Origin of the sequence: Paenibacillus sp. LjRoot56 (assembly GCF_964253335.1) — a bacterium.
Taxonomy (GTDB): Bacteria; Bacillota; Bacilli; order Paenibacillales; family NBRC-103111; genus Paenibacillus_E; species Paenibacillus_E allorhizoplanae.
On sequence record NZ_CAXURV020000001.1, the window covers coordinates 1,316,641 to 1,335,682 of the forward strand.

General features: G+C 46.8%; 19 protein-coding genes and 2 pseudogenes. 11 read left to right on the forward strand and 10 right to left on the reverse strand.

All coding sequences use genetic code 11. The features are described 5' to 3' along the window. Nucleotides 1-120 precede the first annotated feature (120 nt). On the forward strand, nucleotides 121-351 hold the full coding sequence (locus ACSQ8O_RS05920; RefSeq protein WP_436240822.1) for a hypothetical protein: 231 nt from the start codon (nucleotides 121-123) through the stop codon (nucleotides 349-351). A 75-nt stretch (nucleotides 352-426) separates the two neighbouring features. Here ACSQ8O_RS05920 and ACSQ8O_RS05925 read toward each other — a convergent pair. The 4 genes and pseudogenes from ACSQ8O_RS05925 to ACSQ8O_RS05940 form a co-directional block, all read right to left on the reverse strand. Then, nucleotides 427-1,302: pseudogene (locus ACSQ8O_RS05925) on the reverse strand (carbohydrate ABC transporter permease). An 18-nt stretch (nucleotides 1,303-1,320) separates the two neighbouring features. Beyond that, a pseudogene (locus ACSQ8O_RS05930) lies at nucleotides 1,321-1,930 on the reverse strand (ABC transporter permease subunit); the annotation flags it as partial. Further along, a complete protein-coding gene (locus tag ACSQ8O_RS05935) occupies nucleotides 1,926-2,090 on the reverse strand; it encodes a hypothetical protein (RefSeq protein ID WP_436240823.1) in 165 nt (54 codons plus the stop codon). The pseudogene ACSQ8O_RS05930 and the gene ACSQ8O_RS05935, both read right to left, overlap by 5 nt. Nucleotides 2,091-2,343: 253 nt before the next feature. Beyond that, nucleotides 2,344-2,550, reverse strand: a complete 207-nt coding sequence (locus tag ACSQ8O_RS05940) for a hypothetical protein (RefSeq protein WP_436240824.1) — start codon at nucleotides 2,548-2,550, stop codon at nucleotides 2,344-2,346. A gap of 204 nt (nucleotides 2,551-2,754) precedes the next feature. Here ACSQ8O_RS05940 and ACSQ8O_RS05945 point away from each other — a divergent pair, with 204 nt between their 5' ends. The 4 genes from ACSQ8O_RS05945 (at nucleotide 2,755) to ACSQ8O_RS05960 (ending at nucleotide 6,025) form a co-directional block, all read left to right on the forward strand. Continuing rightward, the gene (locus ACSQ8O_RS05945) at nucleotides 2,755-3,420 is read left to right on the forward strand and encodes a TVP38/TMEM64 family protein (protein WP_436240825.1); all 666 of its coding nucleotides are present in this window, start codon (nucleotides 2,755-2,757) and stop codon (nucleotides 3,418-3,420) included. 33 nt (nucleotides 3,421-3,453) lie between these two features. Then, on the forward strand, nucleotides 3,454-4,161 hold the full coding sequence (locus tag ACSQ8O_RS05950) for a phosphatase PAP2 family protein (protein ID WP_436240826.1): 708 nt from the start codon (nucleotides 3,454-3,456) through the stop codon (nucleotides 4,159-4,161). Between the two features lie 40 nt (nucleotides 4,162-4,201). Next, a complete protein-coding gene (locus ACSQ8O_RS05955) occupies nucleotides 4,202-4,861 on the forward strand; it encodes a class I SAM-dependent methyltransferase (RefSeq protein ID WP_436240827.1) in 660 nt (219 codons plus the stop codon). 132 nt (nucleotides 4,862-4,993) lie between these two features. Continuing rightward, entirely contained in the window at nucleotides 4,994-6,025 is a 1,032-nt protein-coding gene (locus ACSQ8O_RS05960; protein WP_436240828.1) for an LLM class flavin-dependent oxidoreductase, read from the forward strand. Nucleotides 6,026-6,052: 27 nt separating this feature from the next. Here ACSQ8O_RS05960 and ACSQ8O_RS05965 read toward each other — a convergent pair whose 3' ends face one another. After that, the gene (locus tag ACSQ8O_RS05965; protein ID WP_171632349.1) at nucleotides 6,053-6,361 is read right to left on the reverse strand and encodes a hypothetical protein; all 309 of its coding nucleotides are present in this window, start codon (nucleotides 6,359-6,361) and stop codon (nucleotides 6,053-6,055) included. 117 nt (nucleotides 6,362-6,478) lie between these two features. Here ACSQ8O_RS05965 and infC point away from each other — a divergent pair, with 117 nt between their 5' ends. Then, the gene (gene infC / locus ACSQ8O_RS05970) at nucleotides 6,479-6,964 is read left to right on the forward strand and encodes a translation initiation factor IF-3 (RefSeq protein ID WP_436241951.1); all 486 of its coding nucleotides are present in this window, start codon (nucleotides 6,479-6,481) and stop codon (nucleotides 6,962-6,964) included. 578 nt (nucleotides 6,965-7,542) lie between these two features. Here infC and ACSQ8O_RS05975 read toward each other — a convergent pair. Beyond that, nucleotides 7,543-8,388 (reverse strand): C39 family peptidase, encoded by an 846-nt coding sequence (locus ACSQ8O_RS05975; protein ID WP_436240829.1) that lies wholly within the window; start codon nucleotides 8,386-8,388, stop codon nucleotides 7,543-7,545. Nucleotides 8,389-8,578: 190 nt separating this feature from the next. Between ACSQ8O_RS05975 and ACSQ8O_RS05980 the strand changes: the two genes are divergently transcribed. Continuing rightward, on the forward strand, nucleotides 8,579-9,826 hold the full coding sequence (locus ACSQ8O_RS05980) for a M48 family metallopeptidase (protein ID WP_436240830.1): 1,248 nt from the start codon (nucleotides 8,579-8,581) through the stop codon (nucleotides 9,824-9,826). A gap of 92 nt (nucleotides 9,827-9,918) precedes the next feature. Here ACSQ8O_RS05980 and ACSQ8O_RS05985 read toward each other — a convergent pair whose 3' ends face one another. From ACSQ8O_RS05985 to ACSQ8O_RS06000, 4 genes are all read right to left on the reverse strand, one after another. Beyond that, nucleotides 9,919-11,058, reverse strand: a complete 1,140-nt coding sequence (locus ACSQ8O_RS05985; RefSeq protein ID WP_436240831.1) for a conserved virulence factor C family protein — start codon at nucleotides 11,056-11,058, stop codon at nucleotides 9,919-9,921. 115 nt (nucleotides 11,059-11,173) lie between these two features. Continuing rightward, the gene (locus ACSQ8O_RS05990; RefSeq protein WP_056608264.1) at nucleotides 11,174-11,761 is read right to left on the reverse strand and encodes a guanylate kinase; all 588 of its coding nucleotides are present in this window, start codon (nucleotides 11,759-11,761) and stop codon (nucleotides 11,174-11,176) included. 157 nt (nucleotides 11,762-11,918) lie between these two features. After that, nucleotides 11,919-13,955 carry a DEAD/DEAH box helicase gene (locus ACSQ8O_RS05995; RefSeq protein ID WP_436240832.1) on the reverse strand — a complete coding sequence of 679 codons (2,037 nt, stop codon included), beginning with the start codon at nucleotides 13,953-13,955 and terminating at the stop codon, nucleotides 11,919-11,921. Between the two features lie 210 nt (nucleotides 13,956-14,165). Then, entirely contained in the window at nucleotides 14,166-14,861 is a 696-nt protein-coding gene (locus ACSQ8O_RS06000) for a YhcN/YlaJ family sporulation lipoprotein (RefSeq protein WP_436240833.1), read from the reverse strand. 278 nt (nucleotides 14,862-15,139) lie between these two features. On the opposite strand from ACSQ8O_RS06000, the gene coxB reads away from it, so the two are divergent. The 4 genes from coxB (at nucleotide 15,140) to ACSQ8O_RS06020 (ending at nucleotide 18,987) form a co-directional block, all read left to right on the forward strand. Next, complete coding sequence (coxB, locus tag ACSQ8O_RS06005; protein WP_056608270.1) at nucleotides 15,140-16,156, forward strand: cytochrome c oxidase subunit II; 1,017 nt, start codon at nucleotides 15,140-15,142, stop codon at nucleotides 16,154-16,156. Between the two features lie 66 nt (nucleotides 16,157-16,222). Next, nucleotides 16,223-18,058: a cytochrome c oxidase subunit I gene (ctaD, locus tag ACSQ8O_RS06010; protein ID WP_171632673.1), complete on the forward strand. Its 1,836-nt coding sequence runs from the start codon at nucleotides 16,223-16,225 to the stop codon at nucleotides 18,056-18,058. Further along, on the forward strand, nucleotides 18,055-18,669 hold the full coding sequence (locus ACSQ8O_RS06015; protein ID WP_056608276.1) for a cytochrome (ubi)quinol oxidase subunit III: 615 nt from the start codon (nucleotides 18,055-18,057) through the stop codon (nucleotides 18,667-18,669). The genes ctaD and ACSQ8O_RS06015 overlap by 4 nt, the downstream gene beginning before the upstream one ends. Beyond that, nucleotides 18,670-18,987 carry a cytochrome C oxidase subunit IV family protein gene (locus ACSQ8O_RS06020; RefSeq protein WP_057315113.1) on the forward strand — a complete coding sequence of 106 codons (318 nt, stop codon included), beginning with the start codon at nucleotides 18,670-18,672 and terminating at the stop codon, nucleotides 18,985-18,987. The last annotated feature ends 55 nt before the right edge of the window (nucleotides 18,988-19,042 follow it).

Consider the following 19,042-nt stretch of genomic DNA (forward strand, 5'->3'; position numbering starts at 1 on the left):
GCTGGGGTTGACTACTTTGAAAGAAAAGTCCTAAGATATTCCTATAGTGTAAATTCCCACCTTTCGATATGTCAATTGAAATTAGATTACTCAGCAAGGTCAAATGGGGAGGTGCTTATCATGAATTTACGAATCAAACTGGCCATTGCAGCAGCGGGATTATCGTTTATTTCTTTTTTCTTATTATCTAATTTATTAGGCATGCTTTTTTTCATAATAGGAGTTTGTTTAAGTGTAAGTAGTTTAAAAAGCAGATATGCCAAATTGGCGCTAACGTTAAACCTATTCGTTGGTGCCTTGCAGGTAGTGCTTATTGTTTATTTGGTTTTTAACTTTAGCTCGATTGATTAGGTGAGCGGTGGAATCTCGAGAATTAGTCGTGAAATGCACAAAAAAGAGCGGGAAACCGCTCTTTTTTCATGAAAATCAACCCTTGATCGCACCGATCATAACGCCTTTCACGAAATACTTTTGCAGGAAAGGGTAGAGGAATAGAATAGGCGCTGTGGCCACGATGATTGTCGCGTATTTGATCGTTTCTCCGATAGGCATCTTATCGTTCCCGCCGACACCTGTCATCATCGATTCGGTACTGTTCGTGATCAAAATTTCTCGCAAAATGAGCTGTAGCGGGTAAAGGTCACGTGTTCGTAAATAAATCAAAGCGCTGAACTAGGCGTTCCAATGGGCAACTCCGTAGAAGAGCACCATCACTGCAACTACAGGCATCGAGAGAGGCAGAATGACACGGAAAAGAATAGTGAAATCATTAGCACCGTCAAGCTTGGCGGACTCTTCCAAACTAATAGGCACACCTTGGAAGGCCGTACGCATAATAATCAAGTTGTACGCACTCATGGCAGTTGGAATGAGGAGCGCCCAGCGTGTATCTACCATGCCTAAATCGTTAATGAGCAGGTAGGTTGGAATTAAGCCGCCACTGAAAAACATGGTAAACACAATCATAAACATAACCGGGTTCTTCCACATGACGTCCTGCCTAGATAGTGCATAGGCACCTAAGGATGTCATGAGAATGTTCAATGAGGTGCCGAGTATGACATACAGGATGGTATTCAGATAGCCAGACATGATGGCGGGATTTTTAAACACCATGCTATAGGCTTCGAAATTTAAGCCCTTCGGGTACCAGAGCAGCCCGCGCACCTGCACGACCCAAGCGGGATCACTTAATGAGGCGATAAGTACATATAGAAACGGATACAGGGTAACGAGTGATAGTAGGATCAATAACAAGGAATTTGAGATGTCAAAAATGCGTTCTCCCCAGCTTCTACTCATGATGATTGCAGCCTCCTTTTACCAAAGCTTATTATCACTGGTGCGTCGGCTTAATGAATTGGCTAGAACGAGCAGCGTGAAGTTAATGAGAGAGTTGAAGAGCCCAACAGCGGAGCTGTAACTGAAGTTGGATTCGAGAATCCCTTTGCGATAGACGAAGGTACCGATAACATCGGCCGTTTCGTAGGTAGTTGGGTTGTAGAGAAGCAAGATTTTGTCGGCGCCGATGGTCATGAAATTTCCAATTTCAAAATAAGAAGAATGACGATGGTAGACATGATACCCGGTAGGGTAATATTGAACGTTTGCTGCCAGCGATTGGCACCATCGACTTTGGAAGCTTCATACAACGATGGATCTATGCCGGACATGGCAGACAGATAAATAATGGAGCCCCAGCCGATATTCTGCCAAATATTCGAGGATACATAGAAGGAACGGAACCAGCCAGACTCTTGCAAGAAAGTAAGCGGCGTAAAGCCGAACCAAGAGCTAGGATATTGTTAATTAATCCATCACGTGCTAAGAAATCAACAAGCATTCCTGAGATCACCACGATGGATATAAAATGCGGCATATACGTAATCGTTTGGACGGCTCGTTTCAAAAATTTGCTGCGCAGCTCATGCGAGCAGGCTTGGAGATAGCTTGTAGGTAATAGAGGTGGAAACAATCACTTGTCCCTTCTCATCCAGGATGAACATAGAACCGTTATTGACCCACTGAATACCTTTCAAAAGATCCAGGATTTGCTGCTCATTAATGAGCATGACAATCGTGCTTTTCACGTTGCTACGTGCTTTTCACGTTGCTAGTTGTACGTACTTGTTCTAATCTTTTACCAGGGAGCGGGTATAACTTTGTGAAAAAGGTAGGGGCATCCGTTTTTAAATTTGGGGAAATGACCGTGTCATCATCACGCAAATAAATGTAGAAATCTTCAATGAAGGGGGAGCTATTGCGAATTGTTTTTAACGCGCGTACGGCTTCCTCGTATGAATATATTTATCACTATCTTTAATGGTCCACAAGGTTTGAAGTTTAGGCTGTGTGGCAATCTGAATACCAAGTTGTTCGATTTCTTGAGCGAGCTTGTTCGAGCATAGCCAAATTAGATCGATTCGCATTATCGACCATGTTTTTTTCCATATTGGTATACAAGATGAATGTACCGGTTACGGGAATGAGTAAAATGAGGATATAAGAGAGCCATAGCATCATGAAAATACTTTTGCTTCGCAGTAGCATAGGTGAGTCCCTCCAGTGGGTGCGGGATATAGGTGGCATGGCATATGTGAAAAGAGGTATGTGCAATGTGTCTTAAAACTGTCTTAAAACGGAAGTGAACATATGACCATCAGGCGAGTTGATATCGACCAGTATATTTGTGTAAGATGGAGTGGAAGTTCCACCTGAAAGTTATGGGAATCAGGAGTATGAAGGAGGCGAGCCATGGCGCGTTCAAAGCCGCTTTGGTTGCTAATTAGTTGGTTTGCTGTTGCTATTCTGGGATTACTCGTATTGAAATGGACAGGTGTATGGGAACATGTAGATCTGAATTGGGTCACGAGATGGCTTCGTGATTTGGGCCCGCTTGGGGGTCTGTTGTATATCCTGGCGTATACGCTCAGGCCGTTGGTTTTGTTCCCGGCAACACCTTTGACACTATATGGGGGCTATGTATTTGGTGCCTTTTGGGGGACCATCTACGATATTATTGGTGCAGGTGCAGGAGCCTTGCTGTCTTTCTACATTACACGCAAATGGGGGCGCGGCAGCTTTCAGCGCATATTACGAAGCCCTAAGCTGCTATCTTTTGATCAAAAAGCGGAGGAAAAAGGCTTCATGGTGGTGCTGTATATGCGGCTAATGCCATTCTTTCCATTCGATGGGATCAGCTATGGCGCTGGATTATCGAAGATCCGTTTCTGGGACTATACGTGGGCTACATTTATCGGGATTATTCCGGGAGCAATTGTTTATAATGTTTTTGGTGCTTCCTTAAATGATATCTGGTCATGGAAGTTTCTCGGAGCCGTAGCGATGTATGCGGTTTTTGCTATCGTTCCATTGATTATTAAGAAAAGGCAAGGGCGCAAAGTGCGCCAAGTAGCGTAAGAGGTAAGAATAAACAATTCGCCGTGGGAGGGCATGAAACAGATGAAGGGGAAAGTAGTAGCAAGGGATTTGAGCTGGAGCTTAGGGGGAGCAGGTGCTCTGCTCCTTATTTTTATTGTGTTGTCGCAGAGTATTTCGGCGAAATGGTTGCAAGCTTTTGATCAACATGTAGGCGGTTACATTCAGGAGCAGAGAGGAGATACATCGACTTCTGTTGCAAAATTTTTCACATTTATGGGAAGTGGATCCACGGAATTTATTCTCTTTTTTCTAGTAGCTGGACTGTTGTATTTTAAATTCAAGCATAGATGGGAAACCCTTGTCTTATTCGTTGGTGTACTGGGTGCATGGCTGCTAAATTCGGGATTGAAAGATCTCATTAAACGCGATCGTCCATCTGCAGAGGTATGGTTAATAGAGGTGGATAGTTTCAGCTTTCCCAGCGGTCACGCGATGGTTTCCATCCTCTTCTACGGTTTGCTTGCCTACTTGTTATGGGTGAATGTACGACAAACATGGAGAGCTGCTTGGCTGATACCACCAATTGCTGTCTTAGTTATTCTATGTATCGGGCTTAGTCGTATTTACCTCGGTGTGCATTATCCAAGTGATGTACTGGCTGGCTACACGGCTGGTGGTCTCGGGCTTATCGGCTGTATGCACGCGATTCGCACGATTAGGCGCAGGAGAGTCATGACATCCACGCCGAAAGGGAAAACCACATTCTTGGAGAATATGTAATAAATAACAATACATATAAATGATATACGGGGGAATGTGCATGGCTATAGAGACATCTCGCTTTTTTACTTATGAAGATACCAAGAATCAAGACATCTTTTATCGGTTGCCTGATCATTGGTGGAGTAGACATTATGAGTACATTTGGGCTTCCCATTTTGTTGAAAAAGGTGATATTGTTCTAGATGCTGCATGTGGATTAGGTCATCCCTTTAAGTATTATTTAGCGGACAAATGTAAAGCAGTGTACGCTTGCGACATGGATGAACGTATATTAGATACAAACGAAATTATCAAAGAGCTGGAATATTATATTGGGCAAGAGAATATAGATCAAATTAACCTGCCTATGTTAAGTATTCCCCAATTCGCTGTTTCTGACATTTCAAATTTGCCTTATGAAGACGCTATGTTCGATGTAGCCTTCTGTATTTCTGTCATGGAACACATCGAAGACACAGAAGTGCAGCTTCGTTCCCTGCAGGAGTTTAAGCGAGTTTTGAAAGATGATGGCAAATTGATTATTACCGTTGATTATCCGGATGTAGATGTTGACAGCTTTCTAAGTTTGATTGCGGCTTCGGGGTTGCAATTGGTCGGAGATCATGACTTTACGAAGCCAGTTAATGCGATTACTTCTGACTATTATGGCAGGGATTTATGGTGTATTCGATTTGTACTTGAGAAAATAAGTGTTTAACATAACGACTACGGTAATTACTCACCTCAAAGGACAACGCCACTTCGGTTTGTCCTTTTTTCTTTTGTGAGCCGAGCGTTGTATAATTAGGAATGTCATCATCAGCAAAAGACTCAGAAAGAAGGGATGACTATGCTAAAGCTAAGTATTCTTGATCAGTCACCGGTATCATCCGGCTTTACCCATAGTGAGGCATTACAACAAACGATTGCGATAGCGAAACTCGCTGATCGACTAGGCTATACCCGATTCTGGGTGTCAGAGCACCATAATTCAGACGGGCTTGCAGGTTCTTCTCCAGAGGTGCTCATATCAACGCTTGCTGCTCGCACAAGCCGCATACGGCTTGGCTCTGGCGGCGTGCTGCTTCCTCACTACAGCGCCTACAAGGTCGCTGAGAACTTCCGTATGCTCGAGGCGCTCTACCCAGGGCGCATCGACCTTGGTATCGGGCGTGCACCTGGCGGCACGCCGCATACGGCCAAGGCGCTGCGTGGCGTCAGCGCCGATCTGTTCGAGGGACTTGAGCGGTTCCCCGCGCAAGTCACGGATTTGCTGCGGTTCCTCACCGACTCGGTGGAACCTGGGCATGTGTTCGAGGGCATCCGTGCCACCCCTTTGGTGGCCTCGATGCCCCAGGTGTGGCTGCTCGGCTCCACCGGGCAGAGCGGGGTGTATGCGTCGCAGGCAGGCGCAGCCTTCTGCTTCGCGCACTTCATCAACGGCGCGGGAGGTCAGCATGCGGTGCGAAGCTACCGCAGCTCGTTCCAGCCGTCCGCTCTCAATGTCGTGCCGCAGGCGACGGTCTGTATTTATGTGCTGTGCGCAGAAACGACAGCGGAGGCAGAGGAGCTTGCGACCTCGGTAGATTTGCGTATTCTTCAAATGGAAAAAGGCGAGTTCACCGGAGTGAAATCGCCGAAGGAAGCAGCGGAATATACGTATTCCGATTGGGATCAAACCCGTGTGAGAGACAATCGCTCGCGGATGATCGTGGGGAATCCCGGTCAGGTCAGGGAGCAAATCTTGCGACTCGCCGAAAGCTATGGTGTCGACGAAGTCATGGTCGTTGCAGGTGGACACCAAGTGGAAACGAGACTGCGGACCGTTGAATTGTTGGCGGAAGCTTTTCATCTAAGTCATCAGCATAGTTACGTAATCTAGAGAGCGCGAAGATGGTTAATCGATGGCTTAGCGCGTGCGCTTCGGTCGCTTATCGATTTCTTGCGTCACAATGAACGCCAGCTCTTCATTGCCAAAGAGGGAAAGCACGCCAAGCAAAGTGTCATCCGGCACTTCGCCGGCTTCCTCTTTCGGTACCGTTAATTCTAGCGCTTTCTCGAGTGCTTCATTATTCGGCTGTTCGGGATAGGCGCTATGATAAAGTGCTGCAGGGTCCAGACCATGGTTAATACACCACTGTGCAAAAACCAAAATCATCATATGCTCTTCACGTTTGTAATTTTCGATCATTTGCTCTTCTAATTGTTTATTATTCATCGGGTAACAGACAGCTCCTTATACTACTATTGCAACACGCGTAATAACTAGGCCAACCTCTATCCACCTACGGGTGGATGGGTTCATTATAGCGAAAGATTAGGTGTATTCACAATGATTATTAAGAATGAGAAAATCAAAGCTTCCGAAGTTCAGGTAACGGGGCTGCAGGGTGAGGATTTAGGTGTAATGTCCACGAAAGATGCGCTTGCTCTTGCCAAAAAGTTAAAGGTAGACCTCATTTGCACCTCGCTCATGAGCAGCCCGCCTCCTTGTAAGCTGATTGGAGCAGGCGCAGCCAAACAAGAGGCTCTGCATGAGAAACAGCAGGCCCGTAAGCAAGAGCAGGGTCCGAAGGTCAAGGAGCTGCGCTTGACGGCGAACATCGAGGATCATGATCTCGATACGAAGCGTCAGCAAGCTGAACGAATTCTGAAGGGCGGGGACGCCGTCCTGCTGGTCGTTAAGATCTCCGGCAAGGAAGGCGCGAAAGCCAAGGAATTGCTGGAAACGCTGGTGAAGGAGCTTGGCTCCCACGGGAAGAAGCATACCGGCATTCAACTTAGCGGCAAGCAAGCTGCTGTTCAGCTGGATCCCTTGTAGAAAAAGCATGGACAACCCCTCGGGGGAGGTCCATGCTTTTTTTGGGGGTGGTGGTGGGACGAAGCAATCCAAACTCTAGCTACTCAAACTGCCAAGCACATAAGCAACTCCGGCAACTCCAGCTACTCCAGTAACTCAAACTGCCAAGTAACCAAGCTACCCATGCTGTCCTAGCCTCCCCATGCAACTTCACAAACTCTCTCCCGCTTTTCTCAAAAATGCAAAAAGACAACCTTTTCAACTAATTTTGAGTCGAAATTGAAAAATGCGTGCAAATAGGCAACCTTTTTAACGAATTTAAAGAGAATCTCATCAAATCGATCAAAATTGATGCCTATTTGCATCAATTTCCAATTACAGAGGGGAAACCTATTCCAAAAGTGCTCTTTTGCACTTTTGACCACAATAGAAAGTATAAGTTTTCGGAGCCCGAAAACATCTTTCTATTTGGCGATAAAACCATTTATAGGGATCTTTGGTCGGAGACCAAATGTCCCTATAAATGGTTGCTCATCCTTGAATGGCATCGATAGAGGTTTTCTCACAGTGCTCGATGACTTCCACAAAATCATTAGTCGCTATCCAATAATCGTGATTGCTTGGGAACCCATGAACTCCCATGCTTCCTTGAATGAAGCGAGTGGATAGGCCTCTTGCTCACCAGTCATCGGATCGTTCATATAAGCATAATCATCATCCCAGCCAGTTAGTAATAAGGCATGTTCGGGCTGATACCACGGGACAAGCTCACCCGTCTCATCCTCCCACTCCAAGTCGAAATAAGGGCTATCCATATGCTCAGTTGCCCAAATCATAGCAGGACTGCCTTTGGCAATGACGCCAAGCAAATCCTCGAAGGAGGTTCCTGTCAGATCACGAACGTGACCAGGTAACCACTGATTCATAAGCTTAGCTACTGGGGTATGATAAATTCCATAGCCAATATCAAAAGGATCGCCAACGAAAACATCTTTGGGATTTGCACCCACAAAGGCACCGAATTCATTCTCGTAGGGCATATCTCCCGTGGGGAGAGCATGTGCGACTTCTTCCTTCGTTATCGGCAGTCCGGCCCAATTCAGGAGCATCGTCGCAGCGACAGCTTCACAACCATTCGGCAGCTCGGGGAGCTGTGAGAGAGCGGGAATTGCTTGTATTTGAACATGATGTTTAGTGAGAGTAGGGGGTTCATCAATGGATGTTTGGTTAGTAGTAGCAGTTTCTGCCTGAGCAACGCCAGCTTCAGGGGGTGAAGGGATTGCCGTTGCTGTTTCCCTTGCAAGATCCTGATCTGCAACTTCTCCGTTTGGACTGGCTAGCGCGAGGAGTTGTTTGGCTTCGTGAGAATTGGTTTTTACGAGTAGAATAAGTGTAAAACTGGCCAAAGCCAGCAATAGTAGTGTGAGCAATTTCAATTTCTTCATGTAGCACGTCCGTTCTTGTCAATGTTCTCATTACATCATGGGTCGCTGGAGAATGCAATATGTGATATCCAAAATATGCCTTGCGACACATACGCTGCTGGCTTGCTCGCATAGACTAAGTAAACAAGCTTATTCAAACTAATAATCTCTATATAAGATGAGCCTATCAAGATGAACGTGGAGGCATGGGATGAAACGTTTCTATTTGTGGTGTACTGCTGCTTTTGCCTGTTATGCCGTTATCGTGATTTTATATTTTTTAAAAGGGGATTTATTTCAAATCCCTATGACCTTAGTTGGTTCTGTGGCGGATCCGAATACGTTCATGACCCATGCAGAAATTGCCAAAGCGGAGACACTTTCAAGGATTCATTCGTTAACGTTCTTTTTAAGCGCTCCCCTGCAAATGGGTGTGACCGTGGCCTTATTCGGCATAGCCGTCAGCTTCCGTCAACTTGCGGAGAAAGTATTCCGAGCTTCTTTCCTGCAAATGTTCCTTTTTGTGGTGCTTTTTACCCTCGTCATGGACGTGCTATTTCTTCCAATTGATGTGTTTCTGTTCAAAATCGACCAAGCCTACGGCATATCCAATGAGACGCCTATCATTTTTCTAAAGGATTATGTAAAGACATTTCTCATAGATATCGTAGGCACGATACTCATGGTAGGGATTTTCAGATGGATCAGTAAGTGGAGCCCTAAGCGGTGGTGGGTATGGTTGTGGTTAATTTCCATTCCATTAATCTTATTCGTCACATTTATTCAGCCTGTGGTACTGGACCCGTTGTTCAATCAGTTCCAGCCACTTCAAAATCAGGAATTGAAAACGCAAATTCTTGATCTTGCTGCCAAATCGCACATCCCAACCGATCAGGTTTACGAGGTCAACATGTCGGAGAGGACGAATGCCATTAACGCTTATGTCAATGGGATCGGCGGGAACGCGCGTATTGTGCTGTGGGATACTATTCTGAATAAATTGCAGCCTGATGAAATCCTGACGGTGATGGCGCACGAGATGGGGCATTACGTAGAGCGGCATATCTATTGGGGAATTGCCTATGGTGTTGCACTCAGTTTGGTTGGCTTCTGGTTGGCTTTCCATGCGTACCGGCTAATCTTAAAACGCTGGGGGGCACTTTGGGGCATGCGAGGGGAAAGAGATCTTGCTGCATTACCAATTCTGCTGCTGCTCATCTCGCTAATGAGCTTCCTGTCATCACCAGCTCAAAATGCGTTCTCAAGGGTGATCGAGCACCGAGCAGACGTCTATGCGATGCAGATGACGGGGGATGGGGATGCAGCAATTCGGGCGTTTCAGCATATCGCCAAAGAAAATCTCAGTCCCGTTACTCAGCCAAAACTGGTGCAGTGGTTCCGTGGCTCTCATCCGACGATTGAGGAGAGAATTATGTATTTTGAGCGGTATAAGAAATAATCGAGTTGGCGTTTAGTAGGCAAAAATCCAAAAAAGCACGAATGCCAATCTTCCATTCGGAAGTAGGCACTCGTGCTTTTATCATTACTCAGCTAGTCATTTCTGCGTGTCATTTGCTGCCAGACAGATCCTTCAGCGGCATGACCGCCTTCGATACGCTCGAGGGCAATCTTGACCTGCATCCGCACCTCAAATTCGGGGTCGTCTGCCGCTTGCTTCAGGTCAGGAAGCACGGAGTCGTCGCCGACTTCATAAAGGAAGCGCGCCGCGCGCCAACGGACAAGCTTGTTGCGGTCTTTCAGTGCCTTGGCCATCGCCGGCATAGCGGCAGGGTCACCAAGATCGGACAGCGTATCGCCTGCCGTCCGACGCACAGAAGCTGTATCGTCTTCGAGGGCGCGATACAGATAAGGCAGTACCTCGGGTTCCTTGATGTCCCCGAGGTACACCGTGGCCAGTCGCCGAAGCGACGTGTTCTCGTCCTGCAAGGCATGGACGAGAAGCGGCAGCGTCTCCAGCGACGGCTGGATCTTCTGAAGCGCGGCGTAGCGCAGCTTCCAATCGCTGTGTCGCAGCTGCTCCGCTGCTGCGACAAGATCTCCTGTGGCAGCCTCCTCCACAGGGGCATCCGTGGTCTCCTGCATCGCGCGGGAGACCAGTTCCTCGACGCGGGCATCGTCGTAAGAAGCGTCCAGTTCCTGGACGACTTCGCCCGCGATGTCCCCAAGCTCGCCGTAGCGAACGCCGAGCTCCTCGAGCTTCCGCTCTTTGATCAGGTTCGGCGAAGCCGTACCTGCGCGCACCGCGGCTTGCGTGAAGCGCTCCGGCATAGCGACGCGGGCTTCTTCTGAGCCTGCGCGTACCCTCACCTGGAGCGGAATACCGCGAAACATCTGCACGAGCACTTGCGCTTCGCCATAGGCAGCGTCAGCAGCAGGCTGCTCGGTTGGCAATCCAGTACCTGCAGCAGGCTGCGCTTCGCCATAGATCTCGCGCGCCTGCGCCAGGATGAACTGCCAGTCACCCTTCGAGTTGCGGTCTACCGCGATGAAATCGGCTGCGTGGAACACACTAATAACACCGGGCACTGCAAGCAGTTTCTGCACTTCCTCGGGGGCGCCAATTAGATTTTTCTTCGTATAAGTTTCTCGCACACCGGCAGGTAAGGACTCATCCATATTAAGTTTCATGGAGTTGGGGCTGGGTGTAGGTTCGATGGAAATGATTTTCATATCATTCAACTCCTTTAGTAGGAACGGACTACTTACGAAGCCGTTCATTCGTTAGATGAAAAGGCCCGGACGGGGGACCGTCCAGGCCTTTATCGGCAGCTAGTGCCCTTCGTTTCTAGTCCAAGTCGACCAGATTACGATTTAAATATAAATCCAATGTTTTGGTAAGATCAAATACCGTATGAGCCAGGTCCACATTTTCAAAAACATGGTCGCATTGATCTCGGTAGGCTAATTCATTTTCATAGTCGGACAAATATTTAGAGGCGATCTCTTCGGAATCTCCGCTTTCTTTCATTCGCTCTTCGAGCGTGTCTCGCTGGGCATAAATGAAGATTTGGACGACACGGTCACCATATAGCTTTTTGAGAGTTTCGGCACCAAAACGATTCAGAATCAAGTAGATGCTGCCACTTTGTTGGAACATTCGTTCAATATCGGAACTTTTGATTCCATATAAATGGTCATTAACGGTACTTACCTCGATGAATTCACCACCAGCTTGTGCCTGAACAAATTGCGCGGGTGAGATGAAGTGATAATCTTGACCATCTTCCTCTGTTGGTTTTGGAGGTCGTGTGGTGTACGAAATCACTTGTTTCATCCCCAGCGTGGAGCCGGACATTTCCGCAACGGTTTTTCGGCCTGCCCCGTGTGGGCCAGTGAATACAAAAATCATTTCCTTATCCTTTAATGCGTACATGGAACATACCTCCTTCGATTGGATGGGGGGTAAATCCTACGTGCGAGCACGGGTTGAAACGATTTTTATAAAATTGAATCTGATTAAACCATACTTATAGTTTACATCGTAAGGCTTCATCGGTAAAGACTTGCATGAAATCGCTTCAACAGCAAGCCTAGCGTTTGCTGCCACCGCCGCGAGTGCCTCTTGGCGCACTTCCACGAGCGCCGCCTTGCCCACCGCGTGGGCCACTTGGTCTGTCACCGCGCGGAGCACCGCCGCGTGAGCCGAAGCTGTCGCCACGAGGTGCTGCGCTGCGCGCACCACGCTCATCACTCCGTCCGCGAGTAGCGCCGCCCGTGCGAGCGCCGAAGCCCTCACTGCGAGGAGCGCCGCCCGTGCGAGCGCCGAAGCCCTCACCGCGCGGAGCACCGCCCGTGCGAGCGCCGAAGCCCTCACCGCGAGGAGCACCGCCCGTGCGAGCGCCGAAGCCCTCACCGCGAGGAGCAGCACCGCGTGCAGCTCCATCGCCACGGCCCTTGCCGCCGCGAATGTTTCGAGACGCGCTAGCCGCGTCATCACGACCTGCGCCAGCGTACTTGTTGTATGGCGAGTAAGACTTATCGCCATGTGGAGCAGAACGTTTGCGCTCTGTACCTTCACCGCCGCCATTGTAGGAACCGGTTACGCGTGCTTTGGCTGCGCCAATGTTCGCTCCGCGAGCTGTGGCCGAATTCGTAGTTGGCGATTCGTGAACAACTGTTGCGCGTCCCCATGTATTCGGGCTACGCTCCGAGTTCACTTTAGCCGGTCTTTCGCCTGAACGCCCAGCACCAGCTGAACCTCCGCGTGAGCCGAATTTGTCGCCTTTGGAACCAAAACCTGTTTTGCGCTCGCCACCGTACTGAACGTTAGTGCGATCGCCACGCAATTCACGTGCTCCAGGTCTTCCAGCACGTCCGCCGCTGCGTTGTTCGGGCGCTCCGCCACGGTCATTACGTCTGCCACCGCGAGAGGAAGCACCAGCTCCGCCTTTGCGTGCAGACCCTCTGCCATCTTGCTCCACGTAGTCATCCGTGTTGGAACGAACAACACGTCTTTGCTGTCCATCAGCACCGCGCAATGACATTTTGATGCCTTTTTCGATAAGCTCAATTGTTGGCATATCTCTTTGCGTTGCGAAAGTCACAGCAACGCCTGACTCGCCTGCACGGCCCGTTCTACCAATCCGATGAATATAGCTTTCGGCATCTTGAGGTACATCATAGTTGAAGATATGCGTTACGCCTTCCACATCTAAACCGCGAGCTGCGATATCCGTAGCGACTAAGAGTTCGATGCGTCCTTCTCTGAAACGCTTCATCACTTGTTCACGTTTCGCTTGAGACAAGTCACCATGCAGCTCATCGGACATTAATCCGATTTCTTGCAGCGTTTCATTGAGCGCAATCGCTTTGGCTTTGGTCCGACAGAAAATCATTGCAAGATAGGGCCTATACTGTTTAATTGCTGCAATAAGAGCGTCTTGTTTATCCCGATCCGTCGTAGGGACAAGCACCTGCTGAATTTCAGTCAAAGTGACTTGCTTACTTTGAATTTTAATTTCTTTTGCTTCCTTCATATAAGCCTTAGACAAATTGATGACCTGTTCTGGCATCGTTGCGGAGAAGAGCAGCGTTTGGCGATAAGGAGACGTTTGCGCAATGATATCCTTGACTTCATGCAAGAAGCCCATGTGCAACATTTGATCTGCTTCATCTAATACGAGTATTTTCAATTTATAGAAGTTGATAGAACCGCGACGAAGATGATCAAGCAATCTTCCCGGTGTTCCTACTACTATATGTATGTTGCCTTGTAGCTTTCTAAGCTGTTTTTCTACATCTTGCCCGCCGTAAGCAGCTAGGACCTTCGCACCTGTAATTGGGACAAGGGTTTTCAACTCATTGCTAATTTGAATCGCTAACTCACGAGTAGGGGTAAGAATAAGCGCTTGAACATCCGAGCTTTCTACATCAATTGTTTCTAATATAGGAAGTACAAAGGCAAGGGTTTTACCTGTACCTGTTTGAGCTTGTGCGATAACGTCTGAACCTTTTAACAATACTGGAATCGCTTCTCGTTGAATGGGGGTCGGTTCTACGACACCTTGATTTTGCAAAACTTGAACTAATTGTTCTCTAATACCTAATGAGGCAAATCCATTTGACATGGGTAATTGGCCAGCTCCCTTTTTCCTTCTTAGTAAAGACGATTCCCTCATTGTACAGGAATGAAAGACAAATGAAAACAGGAGCCGACCCACAAGCAGAAATAAACTACTTTATTAATAGAAGATTTACATGCTGGTTGAGCTCCAAAAGGCGTGGCAAGACCTCCTAATAGAAATAAAGCTTCCTTTAGGAGGCTAGCCCTAAATTAACTAGTCATGGGGTAATGATTGCGCTGTTCCAAACACACGTGTCACCGTCTGGTTGAAGTCAGTTAGAAGAGGCATAAGCGAATGACCTTTCCAGCTTTCCTGAGCGAAGCTATTCATTTTATTAAGGAAATCCCGATTTGCCGAAATATAGACATCCATCAGATCTGGTTTAAGGACACGAAGCTTCTCAGCAATGGCCTGTTTAAACTGATGCGAAAGTAAATCATGATGCACAGCTGTTTCATAACTATTGTAACCTTTATTTAGATCATTAGACGGTAATGAGTCATCATAGGGGTTATCATCGTTGTAAAAGCCTTTGTTCGTTCCTTGATTATTCGTCTCTTTCGTCAACCCTTTCGTGCCAATTGCGCTGCTATCCATCATTAATGCGACATATGCATTCTGATTTGTAATCATAACTAAAGCCGTATTAACCCCGTCCATGTTATTAAGTTGGTCTGATAGATTTTGACTGTATTCCAACTTGGTATTGTTGTGTGTGACAGGACCAGACAGTTGCTGTACTTGATAGGCACGGTCCATCGCGTCTCCCTTTTCGACATTCGCGCCAAAATTCGAGCTAGTAGAGTCATCACGATCGCCTCTGTACTGTTTACCGCTAGAACCACATGCGGATAATGTAAGCAGTAGGAATATGATTCCACAAATCGGAAAACCTAACTTCCTGAACATAATTAACAGACCTCCCAATGCGATTTATTGTCTATAGGATGAGATGTTTCTGTCTAATTATTCGTGTTCACAAATAAAGGCTTTTATGCATAAAGAGGTGGGTGTATGGAAATAACCATGAAGGGAAATATATCGCTACAGACGCTGTTTAAGAACAATTTGTGAACTCTCCTACAGCGATTGACAAAAAGTTTTCACGAATTTATAGTTATTAAAGTGAATTGACATGGGCATGGCCTTCGTGGTAAAAATATTGTTTTAAAAGTGGGGTTGATACAATGAGTCAATTGAAAAAGTTCTGGCGTCTGCTACCCCTTCTAGCGGTGATGACGCTCATGCTAACTGGGTGCGGAGACCCAACCTTATCTGCTTTAGTGCCAAAAGGTCCTGTGGCGACGGAGCAGCTTTATTTAATGAAATTAAGTCTCTTTATCATGATTTTTGTCGTAATTGTCGTATTTGCGATTTATGTGTACGTTTTAGTTCGCTTTCGCAAGCGTAAAGGCGACGAAAGTATTCCGAAACAAGTCGAAGGAAGTCATGTTTTGGAGATTATCTGGACAGTAATCCCAATTCTTTTACTGTTAGTGCTTGCGGTGCCGACAGTATCCTACACGTTCAAACACTCCGAGAATTACAACAAGAACAAAGACGCTATCCATGTGAAAGTCACTGCGCATCAGTTCTGGTGGCAGTTTGAATATCCAGACCTTGGTATCGCAACAGCTCAACAGCTTGTGATTCCTAAGGACAAAATCATTGCCTTTGATGTTGTTTCTGCTGACGTTGCTCATGCTTTCTGGGTACCATCTCTAGGTGGTAAAGTTGATACGAACCCAGGTATCCGTAATACGCTTTACTTGCAAGCAGATGAAATTGCAACGTTCCAAGGTAGATGTACAGAGCTTTGTGGAGCTTCACATGCTTTGATGAACTTTACCGTTGCGGCTAAGTCTGAAGCAGACTTTAATGCTTGGGTTGCGAAAATGAAAGCTCCTTCTACAGTACCAGCATCTGCTCAAAAGGGTGAAGAGCTTTTCAAAGAAAACTGTATGTCTTGTCATGCTGTTAATGCTAGCGGTCCAGGGGTTGCACCTAACCTTAAAGGCTTTGCAGATCGCGACACACTTGCGGGTATCTTGGAGAAGACACCTGAGAACTTAGCATCGTGGATACATAATCCGCAAGAACTGAAACCGGGTAACAAAATGCCAGCTTTCGGTAAAGAAGCAAACGGTAAATTAGATGACACTCAAATTAAAGATATTGTTACGTACTTACAAACATTGAAATAAACTCTTGATGTAAAGGAGGTTCATACGTTGGCTCACTCTCATCCAGTAAAAAAACATACCGGGCTTATGGATTGGCTTACTACCGTCGATCATAAGAAAATCGGTATCCTGTATTTACTAGCGGGCGGCTTCTTCTTCCTCGTAGGGGGACTTGAAGCGATCTTGATTCGGATACAACTCGCTTATCCAGATCAACAAATTTTTGTTGGAGATTCATTTAACCAATTAACAACGATGCACGGAACAACGATGATTTTCTTTGCGGCCATGCCGGTTATCTTCGCTTTCATGAATGCCATCGTTCCTCTACAAATTGGTGCAAGGGACGTTGCGTTCCCGTTCGTTAACTCGCTTGGTTTCTGGTTATTCTTCGCCGGCGGCGTGCTAATGAACACTAGTTGGTTCTTAGGTGGAGCTCCAGATGCGGGTTGGACAGGATACGCACCTTTATCCTCGATCACTGATTCAAACTGGGGGGCAACTCTTGAAGGCAACTTGCAAGGAACGGACTTCTACGTTCTTGGTTTGCAAATTGCAGGTATCGGTACGCTAATCGGGGGGATTAACTTCCTCGTAACGATTATCAACATGCGTGCTCCTGGGCTTACATACATGCGTTTACCAATGTTTACTTGGTCTGCTTTTGTAACTTCAGGTCTAATTGTTCTTGCTTTCCCTGCAATCACGGTTGCATTGGTTGAGCTAATGTTTGACCGCGTCTTCGGTGGTGCATTCTTCGATGCAGCCAGAGGCGGTAACAATGTGCTTTGGGAACACTTGTTCTGGATTTTCGGGCATCCCGAAGTTTACATTTTGATTCTTCCAGCTTTCGGTATTATTTCTGAGATTGTTTCTACTTTTTCGAAAAAACGTCTGTTCGGATACAGCTCCATGGTATTTGCAACAGTGCTAATTGGTTTCTTAGGCTTCATGGTTTGGGTTCACCATATGTTTACAGCAGGTCTAGGCCCAGTAGCGAACTCGATCTTCGCGATTGCTACGATGGCGATTGCTGTTCCAACGGGTGTGAAAATCTTCAACTGGTTGTTCACACTTTGGGGTGGTCAAATCCGCTTCACAACTGCGAATATCTTCGCAACAGCGTTTATTCCAACATTCGTTATGGGTGGAACTACAGGGGTTATGCTTGCGATTCCAGCGGCTGACTTCCAGTACCACGATACGTACTTCGTAGTAGCGCATTTCCATTATGTTATCGTTGGTGGTCTAGTACTTGGTTTGTTCGCAGGTCTTTACTACTGGTGGCCGAAAATGTTCGGTCGTATGCTAAGTGAAGGCTTAGGTAAATTGCATTTCTGGTTGTTCTTCATCGGTTTCCATTTGACATTCTTCCCGCAGCATTTCTTGGGACTAATGGGGATGCCGCGACGCGTCTTTACGTATCAGCCAGGATACGATCTCGAAGTCGGTAACTTAGTTTCAACGGTTGGTGCATTCTTAATGGGTATTGGTACGTTGGTGTTCCTCATCAACATTATCACTACAGCAAGAAAACCAATGACAGCTCCTGCAGATCCGTGGGATGGACGCTCCTTGGAGTGGACAATTCCATCACCTGCACCTGAGTACAACTTCAAACAAACTCCGCTTGTTCGCGGTTTAGATGCTTTCTGGAAAGAAAAAATGGCTGGTAACAAGCAAATGACACCAGCTGAGCCAATTGGTTCGATCCACATGCCTTCGGCATCGATCTTGCCGCTTGTGATGTCTGTTGGTTTGTTCATCGCTGGTTTTGGTTTTATGTACAAAAACTACTATGTAGCTGCTGCAGGTATCGTAGTTACTTTCATTGCCATGTTCTTGCGTTCCGTATATGACGACCACGGTTGGCATATTGAACCAGAAGAATTGGAAGACGATCATAAGGGGGTAAAGGCATGAGTAGTCATCACACGGGCGCACTGCCTGCTAATCCGGAAACGGCTACCCTCGAAGGGAAAAATAAAGTTCTTGGCTTCTGGCTTTTCCTTGGTGCAGAGGTTGTATTGTTCGGTTGCTTATTCGCAACTTACATTGCCCTTCGGAACTCAGTTCCGGATGGCCCAACAGCTGAAGAGCTTTTCAAGCTCAAAACAGTTGGTTGGTCGACGTTTATACTCTTAACGAGCAGTTTGACGAGTGTATTCGCAATTATTGCGATGCACCGTCAAAAAGTAGGTCAATTGCTAGCTTGGTTAGCAGTAACTGTTTTGTTCGGTCTTTCGTTCTTAGGAATGGAGATCTACGAGTTTTACGAGTATGTGCATGAAGGACACAAGTTTACAACAAGTGCTTTCTCCACCTCGTTCTATACGTTGGTTGGTTTCCACGGTGCTCACGTAGCATTCGGTGTTTGCTGGATTACACTGTTGATTTTCCAAGGACTTAAGAAAGGTCTTACAGTCGTTACGGCTCCTAAGTTTTATGTCGCATCCCTGTACTGGCACTTTATCGACTTAGTCTGGGTATTTATCTTCACAGTTGTTTATCTGATGGGGAAGGTGGGTCACTAAATGAGCAGCAATTCTCATGATACACACGCACCTAGCAAGCGGGTTAAGCACGATTCACCCGTAAATCACTATTTGACTTACATTATCTCGATTCTACTCACGATGTTGGCATTCGCTGTCGTACTCTACGGAGATTTGGATCGTTCGTTTATCTTGATTTTCATCGTATCCCTCGGGATCGTGCAGGCACTCGTTCAGTTACTTTTCTGGATGCATGCCAAAGAGAGAGGACATTTGTTCCCTCTAATCTTTATCTTCGCAGGAGCATTCGTTGCTCTTACCGGTGTAATCACAGCCGTATATTGGGTTTGGTGGTAAAAAAGATAGAAGAGGCAACTTTGTCTAGACAAAGTGCCTCCTCTTTTTTTAAGTA

Coding starts and splice junctions, on each gene's coding strand:
- ACSQ8O_RS05920 (WP_436240822.1), top strand. CDS start 121: ATGAATTTACGAATCAAACTGGCCATTGCAGCAGCGGGATTATCGTTT.
- ACSQ8O_RS05940 (WP_436240824.1), bottom strand. CDS start 2,550: ATGCTACTGCGAAGCAAAAGTATTTTCATGATGCTATGGCTCTCTTAT.
- ACSQ8O_RS05945 (WP_436240825.1), top strand. CDS start 2,755: ATGGCGCGTTCAAAGCCGCTTTGGTTGCTAATTAGTTGGTTTGCTGTT.
- ACSQ8O_RS05950 (WP_436240826.1), top strand. CDS start 3,454: ATGAAACAGATGAAGGGGAAAGTAGTAGCAAGGGATTTGAGCTGGAGC.
- ACSQ8O_RS05955 (WP_436240827.1), top strand. CDS start 4,202: ATGGCTATAGAGACATCTCGCTTTTTTACTTATGAAGATACCAAGAAT.
- ACSQ8O_RS05960 (WP_436240828.1), top strand. CDS start 4,994: ATGCTAAAGCTAAGTATTCTTGATCAGTCACCGGTATCATCCGGCTTT.
- ACSQ8O_RS05965 (WP_171632349.1), bottom strand. CDS start 6,361: ATGAATAATAAACAATTAGAAGAGCAAATGATCGAAAATTACAAACGT.
- ACSQ8O_RS05975 (WP_436240829.1), bottom strand. CDS start 8,388: ATGAAGAAATTGAAATTGCTCACACTACTATTGCTGGCTTTGGCCAGT.
- ACSQ8O_RS05980 (WP_436240830.1), top strand. CDS start 8,579: ATGAAACGTTTCTATTTGTGGTGTACTGCTGCTTTTGCCTGTTATGCC.
- ACSQ8O_RS05985 (WP_436240831.1), bottom strand. CDS start 11,058: ATGAAAATCATTTCCATCGAACCTACACCCAGCCCCAACTCCATGAAA.
- ACSQ8O_RS05990 (WP_056608264.1), bottom strand. CDS start 11,761: ATGTACGCATTAAAGGATAAGGAAATGATTTTTGTATTCACTGGCCCA.
- ACSQ8O_RS05995 (WP_436240832.1), bottom strand. CDS start 13,955: ATGTCAAATGGATTTGCCTCATTAGGTATTAGAGAACAATTAGTTCAA.
- ACSQ8O_RS06000 (WP_436240833.1), bottom strand. CDS start 14,861: ATGTTCAGGAAGTTAGGTTTTCCGATTTGTGGAATCATATTCCTACTG.
- coxB (WP_056608270.1), top strand. CDS start 15,140: ATGAGTCAATTGAAAAAGTTCTGGCGTCTGCTACCCCTTCTAGCGGTG.
- ctaD (WP_171632673.1), top strand. CDS start 16,223: ATGGATTGGCTTACTACCGTCGATCATAAGAAAATCGGTATCCTGTAT.
- ACSQ8O_RS06015 (WP_056608276.1), top strand. CDS start 18,055: ATGAGTAGTCATCACACGGGCGCACTGCCTGCTAATCCGGAAACGGCT.
- ACSQ8O_RS06020 (WP_057315113.1), top strand. CDS start 18,670: ATGAGCAGCAATTCTCATGATACACACGCACCTAGCAAGCGGGTTAAG.